This window comes from Phyllobacterium sp. CL33Tsu (assembly GCF_900113985.1).
GTDB lineage: Bacteria > Pseudomonadota > Alphaproteobacteria > Rhizobiales > Rhizobiaceae > Phyllobacterium > Phyllobacterium pellucidum.
The window spans coordinates 164017-176298 of the sequence record NZ_FORJ01000003.1 but is presented as its reverse complement, the minus strand read 5'-3'; the positions used below and the strand labels follow the sequence as shown (position 1 = coordinate 176298).

The 12282-nt window shown below is 59.6% G+C and carries 10 protein-coding genes and 1 tRNA gene; 4 read left to right on the top strand and 7 right to left on the bottom strand.

The features are described from left to right. Positions 1 to 4: 4 nt before the first annotated feature. The 5 genes from BM074_RS13545 to BM074_RS13525 all read right to left on the bottom strand — a co-directional run bounded on the left by BM074_RS13545 (position 5) and on the right by BM074_RS13525 (position 5530). Entirely contained in the window at positions 5 to 2008 is a 2004-nt protein-coding gene (locus BM074_RS13545; RefSeq protein WP_091922651.1) for a CocE/NonD family hydrolase, read from the bottom strand. Between the two features lie 191 nt (positions 2009 to 2199). Then, positions 2200 to 2937 (bottom strand): ABC transporter permease, encoded by a 738-nt coding sequence (locus tag BM074_RS13540; RefSeq protein ID WP_051615173.1) that lies wholly within the window; start codon positions 2935 to 2937, stop codon positions 2200 to 2202. 101 nt (positions 2938 to 3038) lie between these two features. Continuing rightward, positions 3039 to 3752 carry an ABC transporter permease gene (locus BM074_RS13535; protein ID WP_091923007.1) on the bottom strand — a complete coding sequence of 238 codons (714 nt, stop codon included), beginning with the start codon at positions 3750 to 3752 and terminating at the stop codon, positions 3039 to 3041. 115 nt (positions 3753 to 3867) lie between these two features. Further along, positions 3868 to 4650 carry a transporter substrate-binding domain-containing protein gene (locus tag BM074_RS13530; RefSeq protein ID WP_091922647.1) on the bottom strand — a complete coding sequence of 261 codons (783 nt, stop codon included), beginning with the start codon at positions 4648 to 4650 and terminating at the stop codon, positions 3868 to 3870. Positions 4651 to 4705: 55 nt separating this feature from the next. After that, complete coding sequence (locus tag BM074_RS13525) at positions 4706 to 5530, bottom strand: ABC transporter ATP-binding protein (protein ID WP_027232558.1); 825 nt, start codon at positions 5528 to 5530, stop codon at positions 4706 to 4708. Positions 5531 to 5700: 170 nt separating this feature from the next. Between BM074_RS13525 and BM074_RS13520 the strand changes: the two genes are divergently transcribed. From BM074_RS13520 to BM074_RS13505, 4 genes are read left to right on the top strand one after another with little or no spacing between them, the layout of a single operon-like run. Then, on the top strand, positions 5701 to 6573 hold the full coding sequence (locus tag BM074_RS13520; protein ID WP_027232557.1) for a dimethylarginine dimethylaminohydrolase family protein: 873 nt from the start codon (positions 5701 to 5703) through the stop codon (positions 6571 to 6573). After that, entirely contained in the window at positions 6570 to 7226 is a 657-nt protein-coding gene (locus tag BM074_RS13515; RefSeq protein ID WP_091922645.1) for a TetR family transcriptional regulator C-terminal domain-containing protein, read from the top strand. The genes BM074_RS13520 and BM074_RS13515 overlap by 4 nt, the downstream gene beginning before the upstream one ends. Then, positions 7226 to 8413 (top strand): pyridoxal phosphate-dependent aminotransferase, encoded by a 1188-nt coding sequence (locus BM074_RS13510; RefSeq protein ID WP_091923005.1) that lies wholly within the window; start codon positions 7226 to 7228, stop codon positions 8411 to 8413. Before BM074_RS13515 ends, BM074_RS13510 begins: the two co-directional genes overlap by 1 nt. Continuing rightward, a complete protein-coding gene (locus tag BM074_RS13505) occupies positions 8410 to 9996 on the top strand; it encodes a 5-guanidino-2-oxopentanoate decarboxylase (RefSeq protein ID WP_091922643.1) in 1587 nt (528 codons plus the stop codon). The genes BM074_RS13510 and BM074_RS13505 overlap by 4 nt, the downstream gene beginning before the upstream one ends. 30 nt (positions 9997 to 10026) lie before the next feature. Here BM074_RS13505 and BM074_RS13500 read toward each other — a convergent pair whose 3' ends face one another. Together BM074_RS13500 and BM074_RS13490 are read right to left on the bottom strand one after the other, a co-directional pair. Then, on the bottom strand, positions 10027 to 11451 hold the full coding sequence (locus tag BM074_RS13500) for an aldehyde dehydrogenase family protein (RefSeq protein WP_091922641.1): 1425 nt from the start codon (positions 11449 to 11451) through the stop codon (positions 10027 to 10029). A 716-nt stretch (positions 11452 to 12167) separates the two neighbouring features. Beyond that, positions 12168 to 12252, bottom strand: a tRNA-Leu gene (locus BM074_RS13490). Positions 12253 to 12282 lie beyond the last annotated feature (30 nt).

The following is a 12282-nucleotide window of genomic DNA, read 5'->3' as shown; positions in this document are numbered from 1 at the left end:
AATCTCAAATGAAGCTTCGTTTGATCGTTTCTGCGAAGTCGTGCTCGAAGACGACATTGTCGTTTTCGTAGGCCTCGATACGCCCCGTCAGGTAGAAATTGTGCTGGTCCGATCGCATCGTCGTGTAGGTCTCGGTGCGCGTACGCCAATTGTCGCGTCCGGAAATCTCGGTCCAATGCGTCTCGCCGCAGGCCGACAGCGGATCGTCAGGATGGATCTCCCAACGCTCGCGCGCTACTCCGCCATGGATCAGCCCATGATCCTTGTCGCGCGCCTCGCCAAAATCATCCTCGATCAGCAAGGTGATCTTGCCGCTTACCTGATCGTGTTCGATCGTCCGGCTATTGCCACCTTCGCGCAATGCTTCAATTTGCCATGGCGATGCGCCTTCCGGCTCGGGGAAAGTCCACTCGTCGCCGAGCGCAAGCGGGCGCGAGGGAATTGCCACGCTGCCGGCGTTGATGCTGAGGCTGACATGGGATGGCGACGGCCAGACAAGCGGCCAATAAGACGTTGAAACAGCCACGCGCAAGGTGTGCCCGGCCGGGACCCTATAGGCAATATCGTCGAGCTTGAAGGTAATTGTCACTTGCTCGCCCGGCACCAGTGGCTCGGCATTGTCATGGCCATGGCGGTGACAGAGATTGAAGACGCCATAGGTGATACGGGTCGAGGCGCCATCCGCATGCACGTCACACAGGCGCACCGCGACCATGGCCACCGGCTTGTTGCTCGATAGGGTAAGTGTAATCTCTGGCGCTCCGACAATGTCGATTGCCTCGTCGAGGGACGTGTCATAGCAAAGCGAAAGCGCGTCGTCGCGGCGCTGGTCGCCGGGCATTTCCGGTCCGAGCCAGATCGCACAATATTCGCCGCTCATCATGCCGCAATCCTGCGGCGACGCGACCAGATGCGAAAAGCTTTCGCTTGCTTCCGGCGCCAGTGACCGATCGCCTGCAAGGTGAAGTACCTTGCTGCCGATACGTTGCGATGGCCACTCATTTTCGGCAATCCAATAGCCGCTGCGTTCCGTGTACCAGCTTTTCGGACGGACCGAATCCATCAGGTAGCCACGGTACGTAGGATCGTTCTCGACGCCGGTGTCGATATCCTTGAGCCAGCGATCCCACCAGCGCAACGCCTCCTGCAGGAAGCCGATGCGCGGTTCCGGCACGGCAAAGTGCGGGTATTTGTGTACCCATGGACCGATGATGCCTTTGACCGGCGCGGTTATACCTTCCATCAAGCGCGGCACGGCGTTCTTATAGGCATCGCCCCAGCCGCCGATCGCCAAGGTCGCGGCCTTGATCGCCGAAAACTCCTCGCAGACGGAGCCACGCCGCCAATAGTCGTCGCGCGTCTGATGCTTGAGCCATACAGCTGGCAGGAACGGCTCGTTGTGGAGACGCTCCAGCCACATCTCCCGCCATTTTGCACCGGCATGCGCCGGGTCTGGCGGACGCGAGGAATAGGCAAGCATTGTTGCGCCCCAGCCGAGATTCTCATTGAGCAGCAGGCCGCCCTTGTAATGGATATCATCGGCGAAGCGATCGTCGGTCGAGCACAACGTGATAATGGCCTTGAGCGGCTCGGGCTGGAGCGCTGCTACCTGCAACGAATTGAAGCCGCCCCAGGATATGCCCATCATGCCAACCTTGCCGGTGGACCATGGCTGCGCGGCGATCCAGTCGATCACCTCGCACGCGTCGGCAAGTTCCTGTTCGGAATACTCATCCTCCATGAGCCCTTCGGAATCGCCATTGCCGCGCATGTCGACACGCAGGCAAGCATAGCCGTGGCCGGCAAAATACGGATGGGTGAGATTGTCGCGCGCCGTCGTTCCGTCCCGCTTGCGATAGGGCAGGAATTCGAGAATGGCGGGAACCGGACTATCGTTGGCATTTTCCGGCATCCACACCCGCGCCGAAAGCCGGCAACCATCAGCCAGGACGATGCCCATATCGGCATGCTCGATGACATTCTGAGGAAACGTTTCGACTGTCCGCATTATCGCCTTTCATCTCGCGCAGAGTTGAAAACAGACAATGCCCGCCGAAGGCGTGACGCCCGGCGAAAGCCAGAATCCCATTTTCTCGTCTTTGCGAGGTGTTCCTTTGCCCACACTATGCGCATCTGCTCGCCAGCAGGCATAAAACAGCTGCGACATAACTCACACAATTTGCGCCACACCCGAGTTTTTCATCCGAGCTTCGAGGGGATCATTCTTTCAACGCGCCTGAAGAGCATCACGATAATGCCGGTGATCACGAGATATCCCGCGGCAAGGAGGAGCAACGGCTCGTAGGTCAGGAACGTATCCTGCCTGACACGCGAAGCGACCGCGTAAAGATCGACGACGGTAATGGTCGCTACGAGCGGCGTCGACTTCAGCTGCAGGACAGCCTCGCCGGCAAGCGTCGGCAGCGCCCTATGGATCGCCTGCGGTAGCCATATCCGCCTGAAGATCGTAAAGCGCGGCATGCCGAAGGCGCGTGCGGCTTCCAATTGCCCCTTGGGAACGCTGGCGAATGCGCCCCGCATTACCTCGCCCTCATAGCCCGCGTAGGACAAGGTCAGCGCCAGCACCGCATAGGGCCATGCCTGCCGCAAATAAGGCCAGAGTTCCGATCCGCGTATCCACGGATATTGCGGGAAGAGCGAACCAAGGCCGTAATAGAGCAGCCAGAGTTGCAGCAGCAGCGGCGTGCCGCGGATGACGGTGCAAAACATCTTGGCCGGAACAGCGAGAATCGCCGGCCCGGACGCCTGGGCGAGTCCAAGCGGCACCGCCAGCAGGAAGCCCAGGATAACCGTCACGATCAGGATCCAGATCGTCCGCCACAGGCCCTGAGCGATAAGGTCGCCGTAGTTTTGCAGCCAGTCCCAGCGCATGAAGAAAACGGCGGACGCAATCAACGCTAGACCGATCAGCATCATGACGATGCGATGCGGCTGCAGCAGGCTTGCGATGCGGATGCCGTCTGTTTCCTTGTGGATCGGAAAAGTCTCGATCGGGATTTCAATAGGCGTTTCGGACATCAATGCGCCTCCTTGACGGAGGGCATGCCGCGTCGGGCCCAGATTTCAACCCGGCCAATAATGGCGTTTGAAAACAGCGTGATGAACAGATAAAGCGCGCCTGCTGCCATATAGAAGAGGAAATAGGCCTTGGTCGCACCCGCCGCCTGGCGCGTCTCGAGCGTAAGCTCGGCGAAACCGACGACAGCCAGAAGCGATGTGTCCTTGGTGGCGATCAGCCAAAGATTGGCTAGTCCCGGGAGCGCATGCGGCAGCATCGCGGGCAGCGTAATGCGCCGCATCATCAGGCTCGGCGACATGCCATAGGCCCTCGCCGCTTCGATCTCGCCCTGCGGAATGGATTTGATTGCGCCGCGCAAGACCTCCGTTGCATAGGCGCCCTGGACAAAACCGAGGACGACGATACCGGCGACAAGGCCGCTAATATCGACCCGGCTATAACCGAGGGCCTCGAATAGGCGATTGATGAGGTCCGTGCCGGCATAATAGAGCAGCAGGATTAACACCAGTTCGGGAATTGCTCGCACCATTGTGGTGTAGATAGCGGCAATGTCGCGGACAATCGGGCCGCCATAGAGCTTGCCGTAGGCGCCGAGCGTTCCGATGATAAGCCCAATGCCGAAGGAACCAAGTGCGATCTGCAGGGAGTGAAAGAGCCCGCGAAGCAGATTGCCGCCCCACCCAGGTGGATTTGGCGACAGGAGCCCGAACATGCCGGATATGGCGGCGGGAAGGATCGATGCGTCGGCCAAGCCGTCCTCGATTCAGTATCGGATAGAGTTTTGAACAAGTTGGCCGGAACGGGCTGTCCCGCTCCGGCCGGACAGCTTAGCCGCCATAAATATCGAAGTTGAAATACTTCTTTGAGATCTCGTCATACTTACCATCTGAGCGGATCGCCTTGATGGCAGCGTTGATCTTGTCCTTCAGCTCGGTATCGCCCTTGCGCATGCCGACGCCGACACCGGGGCCGAGTATCTCCAGATCATCGGCTACCTTGCCCTTGATCTCGCAGCACGCCTTGCCGGCATCGGTCGCAACGAAGGTTTCGAGCGCGAGCGAGTCGGCCTGCGTCGCATCGATGCGGCCTGCGGCGAGATCCTGGTTCGCTTCATCCTGCGTCTGGTATTCCTTGATTTCGGCTGCGGTCGAAGCGAAGTACTTCTTGGCGTAGGCCTGGTGCACCGTCGAAACCTGAACGCCGATGATCTTGCCCTTCAGGCCTTCCGGCGTCGGCTGCATCTCCACGCCCTTGGCGCCCATGATCACAGTCGGAGTGTTGTAGTACTTGTCGGAAAAATCGATCGTCTTCAACCGCTCGTCGGTGATCGACATGGAGCTGGCGATCATGTCGATTTTCTTCGTGGTCAAGGCAGGAATGATGCCGTCCCAAGCTACAGGCGTAATGACGCAATCAAGCTTGGCCTGCTCGCACAGCGCGTTGATGATATCGACTTCCCAGCCGTTCCACTTGCCAGATGCGTCGGGCGACGTGAATGGCGGATACGGCTCGGCAGCGATACCGACTTTCACCTGCTCGGCGCTTGCAGCGCCCATGCCGGCGACGACCAGGACAACGGCGGCTACCGTTGTTTTCAAAAACGACTTCATTCTCATCTCCATTCTTTCAATGTTCCCCAGGATTGTTTCCTGTTGCTTGCTTATTTTATGAAACAGTCCGGATAAACTGTTTCAGACGTTCAGATTTTGGCGATCCGAACAATGCTTCCGGCGGACCCTCTTCCTCGATGATGCCGTTGTGCAGATAGATGACGTGGCTCGCGACCTCGCGTGCGAATTTCATCTCGTGCGTAACGAGAAGCATGGTCCGGCCTTCCTCGGCGAGATCGCCGATCACCCGCAGCACCTCGCCGACAAGTTCCGGATCAAGCGCGGAGGTGGGCTCGTCGAACAGCATGACGCGCGGCTGGATTGCAAGCGCCCGCGCAATTGCGCCGCGCTGTTGCTGGCCACCGGAGAGATAGGCAGGATAAACGTCGCGCTTGGCCGACAGGCCGACGCGCTCGAGCAGTTGCTCGCCGATGACCATGGCCTCGTCGCGCTTCATGCCCAGCACATGGACCGGAACTTCGATGACATTCTGGATGAGCGTCATGTGCTGCCAGAGGTTGAAATTCTGGAACACCATGCCGAGACGGCTGCGGATGCGCTCGATCTGGCGCCGGTTGGCGGGATGCAGGCCGCCATGGCCGTCGCTCACCATTTTTACGTCTTCGCCATTGATGCGAATAATGCCGCTGGTGGGATTTTCGAGAAAGTTGATGCAACGCAGAAACGTGGATTTACCGGAGCCACTGCCGCCGATCATGGCGACCACATCGCCATCCCGCGCCGTCAGGGACACGCCCTTCAGAACTTCGAGCGCTCCGAAGCGCTTGTGAAGCTTCTCGATATGAATGGCTTCAGCTTGCTCGCCTGTCGCCCGTTGAAGTGGATCCGTCGAAACGGTTGCCGCTTCCATCGCCGTCATTCCGGGATACCTGCTCGTATTGGGCTTGCACGTCTTATCATGACAGCCTTTGATCCGCCTCATTATCTGACAGGGTCTAAATTGCCCTCTTTGGCTGCATCACACCACTTGCGCTCTATTTATGCAAGCGTATAAATACTCCCAGAAACAATTTTTTGAGAGCAGCGCAGATGCAAGCATTCGGTTCCCAGTCCATGGCCCTCCCCTTGAAGCGCGTCATCATGCGCAAGCCGGACCACGTCATGGCAGGGGCCGAACGCGACGTCTGGCACTATGGGCCGCAATTCGATCCACGCAAGGCTTCCGAGCAGCATCGCGTGTTTGCCGATCTCGTTGCCCGTTCGGGCGCGGAGATCACGTGGATACGCGACGGCAATGACGGGCTGTCCGATTCCATCTTCACCCATGATCCATCGTTGGTGACTGACAAGGGCGCCGTTATCCTGCGCATGGGAAAGCCCCTGCGCCTTGAGGAAACGGACTTGCACCGGGAGACCTATCGGCAGATGGATGTGCCGGTCCTCGGCCGCATCGAGGCGCCCGGTACCGTCGAGGGCGGCGATTGCGTCTGGGTCGACGAAAAGACCCTGGCGGTTGGACGCGGGGTCCGTACCAATCAGGCGGGGATCGAGCAGCTCGCCGATATTCTCAAGCCGCTTGGCGTCACGGTTCTCGGCTTCGACCTGCCGCTCTGGCACGGAGAAGAAGCCTGCCTGCACCTTATGTCGATCATATCCCCGCTCGCCGAAGACCTTGCGCTTGTACACATGCCGCTGTTGCCGGCAGCGTTCTACCAACTGTTGAAAGAGCGCGGCATTCGCCTGGTTGCCGCTCCTGAAGCAGAATTTGCGGCCAGCAATGGTCTCAACCTCAACGTCCTGCCGACAGCACCCTATGAGGTCATTGCCGTCGCGGGCTTCGAGGGCACGAAGGCCGCCATGGAAGCAGCAGGCTGCACTGTCACAACCTTCGAGGCCGATGCGCTCTGCATCGCCTGCGAAGGCGGCCCGACCTGTCTCACCCGCCCTGTCTGGCGCCAATGAACGCTGAAACCGCCACCCGCAAGAGCTTTCGCCGCGAGGGCGAGGACAAGCGCCGCGAGGATCTTATCGCGGCAACGCTAGAATGCGTGGCCGAGCGCGGCCTTGCTGGTGCGACGGTACGGGAGATTGCGCAACGTGCGGGCGTCACCGCCGGGCTTATCCGCTATTATTTTCCGACCAAGGATGAGCTGATAGGCGCGGCCTACCGTGCCGTCATGCAACGCATGACCGTGCAGGCGAGCGACGCTCTCAGAAGCGCGAATGACGATCCCCGCGCCCGCCTTTACGCCTTCGTGACGGCCAATCTCGGCCAGCCGATCATGGATCCGCACAATCTTTCGCTCTGGGCGGGTTTCATTGCGCTCGTCCACGCGGATCCGGCCATGGCAGCGGCACATCGCGACGGCTATCTCGGCTTCCGCGACGAACTCGAAATCCTGATCCGCGACGCACTACTGTCGGCACGCGCACCGGCCGAGTCGCGCCACACCCGCAGCCACGCCATTGCCATCAATGCGATCATCGACGGGCTGTGGCTCGAAGGCTGCCTGGCCGGCGATATTTTCTCCGATGGCGAGTTGGCCGAAACCGGCATAAGCGCTATCGAAGCCGTACTTGGAATTTCTCTCAAAGCTGAAGGAGGCGCGCCATGATGCGCTATGCGTCTGTTACGAATCGTCTCGCGGGGCTTGGCTCTGATAAGTGGGCGGTGCACATGCGCGCCCGCGAAATGAAGCATGCCGGCGAAGACGTCATCGAACTCACGATCGGCGAGCCGGACATCCCGACGCCGAACGATATGATCGACGTGGCAGAACGCTCGATGCGCGCCGGACGCACCGGTTATTCCAATGGCCGCGGTGAACCTGCAGTTCTGGCCGCGCTTTCGGCCAAATATACTGCCCGCACCGGTCGCCCGATCGATGCCGAGCACATCATGTGCTTTCCCGGCACCCAGACCGCCCTCTCCCTCGTCATGCTTGGCATCGCCGAGGAAGGCGACGAAATCATAACGGGCGATCCGCTCTATGCGACCTATGACGGCGTCGTACGTGCAACCGGCGCAATGCGCGTCTCAGTACCGCTGCGTCCGGAAAAGGGTTTTCGCATGCAGGCGGCCGACCTTGAAAAGGTCATTACGCCGCGCACCAAGGTGTTGCTGTTGAATACGCCGCACAACCCGACGGGCGCGGTACTCAGCGCCAGGGAAATCGCTGAAATCGGCGAAGTCTGCCGGAAACACAATCTCTGGATTGTCTCCGACGAGGTCTACGAGCAGCTCATATTCGACGGTACCTTTGCTTCGCCGCTCGATCAGCCGGAACTTGCGGACCGCACTGTCGCGGTCTCCTCCATTTCCAAGTCGCATGCGGCGCCGGGCTTCCGCAGCGGCTGGTGCGTCGGGCCGAAGGACTTTACCCGCCGCCTGCTGCCGCTTTCCGAATCGATGCTCTTTGGCGGCCAGCCCTTCATCGCGGATATGACCGCTTATGCGCTCGGCCAGCCTTCGGCCGCCGCATCGACGATGCGTGAAAGCTATCTTCGCCGGGCGCGTTCGATCGCCAACCGCCTCGATGGCGTTGCCGGCATCGACTGCAAGATCCCACAGGCCGGAATGTTCATTCTCGCCGACATCCGCGCCACTGGTCTCAGTGGTGATGAATTTGCGATGCGGCTCCTCGAAGAAGAACTCGTCGCGGTCATGCCGGGCGAATCGTTCGGCGAAAACCTCGCCGGTTATCTTCGCCTCAGCCTCAGTGTCGCCGACGACAAGATCGACGCAGCCTGTGCCGGCATCGTCCGGCTCGCATCACGCCTTCAGAAACGGAAATCCGCATGACCACGGTTGGTGAAGCTCTCGTTCATTTGCTCGAATCCTACGACGTCGATACCGTCTTTGGTATCCCGGGCGTCCACACGATCGAGCTTTATCGCGGCCTTGCCGGCTCGAAGATACGCCACATTACCCCGCGCCATGAACAAGGTGCCGGATTCATGGCGGATGGCTACGCACGCGCGACGGGCAAGCCGGGCGTCGCATTCGTCATCACCGGACCGGGCATTACCAATACGATCACTGCCATGGGACAGGCGCGCGCCGATTCCATTCCGATGCTGGTCATATCCGGCGTGAACCAACGCGACTCGCTTGGCAAGGGCATGGGTTACCTGCACGAACTTCCGAACCAGCGCGCCATGCTGCAGACGGTTGCAATGTTCTCGCACCGGATCGAAAAGCCCGATGAACTGCCCATCGTGCTTGCCCGGGCCTTTGCTCTTTTTGCGTCTCGCCGTCCAGGCCCCATTCACATTGAAATTCCGCTCGACGTCATGGCGCTACCGCTTGAAGGCGCGCAGCGCGAGCCTTCCGATGCGCCGGTGCCGCACGCATCAACCGAAACCATAGCCGAGTTGGTTCGCCACTGCCTGTCAGCGGAACGGCCCGTCATTCTCGTTGGCGGCGGCGCAAAGTCTGCGGCGGACGGCCTTAAGGTTCTCGCCGAGAAGCTCGATGCGCCGGTAGTCGCCACCACGAACGGGCGCGGCATCATGCACAAGCATCCGCTGCTCATCCCGGCGAGCCCGAGCCTCAAGGCGGTGCGCGAGCTCCTAGCCGACAGCGATCTCGTCATCGCCATTGGCACGGAAATGGGACCGACCGACTATGACATGTATGCCGATGGCGGTTTCCCGGAATTGAAGCGCTTCGTGCGAATCGACATCGATGCCGGACAGCTCGATCGCTGGCCCGCATTCATGCCGATCGAAGCGGACGCGAAGGAAACCGTCGGGTCACTATCTGCAGCCCTGCCGGACCGCAGAAACGGCCGAGGCGGCGAAGAACGGGCAAAGCGCGTGCGCGACGCGTCCTGGGCCGATGTCGGCGCGCGCATCCAGGGTCAGGTGCGTTTCCTCAATACGTTGCGCGATACGCTGCCCAATTCGCTTATCGTCGGCGATTCGACGCAGACGATTTACTCCGGCAACCTCTATTACGATCACGACCGCGTCGGCGGGTGGTTCAACGCTGCCACAGGTTTCGGCGCGCTCGGCTTCGGGCCGCCTGCAGCCATTGGCGCAGCCCTTGGCAAGCCCGAGACCTCGACGGTCTGCATTGTCGGCGATGGCGGCTTTCAGTTCGTGCTCGGTGAAATCGGCGCAGCCGTCGATGAAAACGTGCCGATGATCTTCATCGTCTGGAACAATCAGGGCTATCAGGAGATCGAGCGCGCAATGGTCGATGTGAATATCGACCCCGTTGGCGTTCGCCCCTCCGCTCCGGACTACATCAAGATTGCCGAAGCCTATGGGGTACCGGCCGAGCGTCTCAGCGATATCGGAGAGCTCCCGGCATCGCTGCTGCGAGGCAAGGCGAGCAACAGCCCGTACCTAATTGAAATCGATGAAAAACTGGTTGGCTGACGGCTTGCAGCCGTCAGCGCCTCTTCCGTCTTATGGGCGGTGGATCGTTTTCACTTCAAGGAAGTCCTCGAGGCCGAACCTGCCGCCCTCGCGGCCATTGCCGGACTGCTTGTAGCCTCCGAACGGACTGCCGTAGCGATGCGGCCCGCCGTTGATATGTACCATGCCGGCCTTAAGCCTTGCAGCGACACGCTCGGCACGCTTGGCGTCGCCGGTCTGCACGTAGGCCGCGAGACCGTAGGGCGTATCATTGGCAATGGCGATCGCTTCTTCCTCCGTGTCGAAGGGTATCAGCGCCAGCACGGGGCCGAACACCTCTTCGCGCGCAATACGCATGGTATTGCTGACATCGGCAAAGATGGTCGGACGCACGAAATAGCCGGTCTCGTAGCCTTCAGGCTTGCCTGCGCCACCGACGACGACGCGCGCGCCCTCTGCAATTCCCGCCTCGATGAGGTCCTGCACCCTTCCATACTGGACATGGCTGACGAGCGGGCCGATATGTTCACCCTCCTCCTCCGGATTGCCGACGCGCGCCTGCTTTCCGGTTTCTTCGGCAATCTTCACGGCCCGGTCATAGACGGAGCGTTGGACGAGCATGCGCGTCGGAGCATCGCAGGACTGACCGCTATTGTTGAAGCATTCAAGCACGCTTCCGGCGACGCGATCTTCGAGATCCGCGTCCTCGAAAACAATGTTCGGCGATTTGCCGCCAAGTTCGAGGGTCACGCGCTTCACCGTTTCCGCCGCATCCTTGCTGACGGCGATGCCGGCGCGGGTCGATCCCGTAAAGGACATCATGTCGACATCCCTGTGCCTGGAGAGCGCCGCTCCCACAGTCGCGCCATCGCCATTGACGAGATTGAATGTGCCAGCCGGGAAGCCCGCCTCGTCGATCATTTCGGCGTAGAGCATGGCGTTGAGCGGCGTAAATTCGCTCGGCTTCAGCACGCAAGTGCTGCCCGTTGCGAGCGCCGGAATGACCTTGAGCGCAATCTGGTTGATCGGCCAGTTCCACGGCGTGATCAAGCCGCAGACGCCGATGGGCTCGCGCACCAACAGGTCGCCATTCGGCAGTTCCTCGCGCATATGGAGGTTCTTCAGGGCATCAATGAAGCCCTGAAGATGGCCGACGCCGACGTCTGCCTGCTGCTGCGTGCTCATCGTGATAGGAGCGCCGAGTTCGAGGGTGATCGTTGTGGCCACCTCGTCATAGCGCCGCTTGTAAATGGCGAGCAGCTTTTCGAGCAGCGCAAGGCGCTCGTCCACCGACGTCTGGCTAAAAGTTTGGAAAGCCTTCTTGGCCGCACCCACCGCGCGATCGATATCGGCGGCCGTGCCCATGGAAATAACCGCAATCGGCTGTTCAGTCGCCGGATTGACCACTTCCAGATCGTTTGGCTCAAGCGGCTTCACCCATTCGCCATCGATATAGAAGTTGCGTTTGTCGAGCATGAAACTTTCCTCCGAGAACTTAGCCGTAGACCCATTCTGACCAACAATCGGACGAAGGCAAGAACTTTATACGGTTGTATAATTAGGTGGCGCGGAGAGCGACATCACGTCAAGGCGACCGAGTGTGAGCGCTACGTCTAGTCCGCGAAAAATTCCGTCGCATAATTCATGATGGTTGTTCTCGATCCACAAATTGGCTAGAGGAGTAAGGCATACTTTTTATATTTTGAATTACGGCAAAAAATATGATTTCCCAGTCCACGTTGGGCCTCCGCCCAGGGCTTTTCCTTGTCGCTGAACGCTTCATGCCGTCGCTAGTTTGGAGGACGGCATGACCGACGGCGACACTTTTGATCAGGAATTTGTCGATTTAATTGTCAGATTCGGAAACGTGCGGTTCGCGCATCGGGATACATGATCGTTAGTTGGTTGCTTCTGCATTATAATCAGTTGGGCTTGCAGAGCAGTTGGGGCTTGCCTATAGCCTTTGGAATTCTGGGCTTCGCGTCGTCAAGCGCCCGGTTGGCTCAATTGGGGCTAGCTGCTTTACTCTGTATGGCTCTGTTGCCGATGAGTGAAATCAAGTCGATCATCAGCACGTTCATGTGACCAAGATCCGATCATTCGCCAAACTCATCCTCACGGGTGGCATCTATAAGCAATATGGCGGCCGAAGCCGCCATATTTTGCTTAAGATTCAATTATTTGAGAGAAAATGGTGCGGTCGAGAAGACTCGAACTTCCACGTCTTGCGACACAGCGACCTCAACGCTGCGCGTCTACCAATTCCGCCACGACCGCACTCTGTGGTAGAAGCCGAACCAGTCGGCT

What these genes read in the sequence shown, in the direction of transcription:
- BM074_RS13520 (WP_027232557.1), top strand. Translation starts at nt 5,701, where the DNA reads ATGCAAGCATTCGGTTCCCAGTCCATGGCCCTCCCCTTGAAGCGCGTC.
- BM074_RS13510 (WP_091923005.1), top strand. Translation starts at nt 7,226, where the DNA reads ATGCGCTATGCGTCTGTTACGAATCGTCTCGCGGGGCTTGGCTCTGAT.
- BM074_RS13530 (WP_091922647.1), bottom strand. Translation starts at nt 4,650, where the DNA reads ATGAAGTCGTTTTTGAAAACAACGGTAGCCGCCGTTGTCCTGGTCGTC.
- BM074_RS13505 (WP_091922643.1), top strand. Translation starts at nt 8,410, where the DNA reads ATGACCACGGTTGGTGAAGCTCTCGTTCATTTGCTCGAATCCTACGAC.
- BM074_RS13500 (WP_091922641.1), bottom strand. Translation starts at nt 11,451, where the DNA reads ATGCTCGACAAACGCAACTTCTATATCGATGGCGAATGGGTGAAGCCG.
- BM074_RS13525 (WP_027232558.1), bottom strand. Translation starts at nt 5,530, where the DNA reads ATGACGGCGATGGAAGCGGCAACCGTTTCGACGGATCCACTTCAACGG.
- BM074_RS13535 (WP_091923007.1), bottom strand. Translation starts at nt 3,752, where the DNA reads ATGTTCGGGCTCCTGTCGCCAAATCCACCTGGGTGGGGCGGCAATCTG.
- BM074_RS13515 (WP_091922645.1), top strand. Translation starts at nt 6,570, where the DNA reads ATGAACGCTGAAACCGCCACCCGCAAGAGCTTTCGCCGCGAGGGCGAG.
- BM074_RS13545 (WP_091922651.1), bottom strand. Translation starts at nt 2,008, where the DNA reads ATGCGGACAGTCGAAACGTTTCCTCAGAATGTCATCGAGCATGCCGAT.
- BM074_RS13540 (WP_051615173.1), bottom strand. Translation starts at nt 2,937, where the DNA reads ATGATGCTGATCGGTCTAGCGTTGATTGCGTCCGCCGTTTTCTTCATG.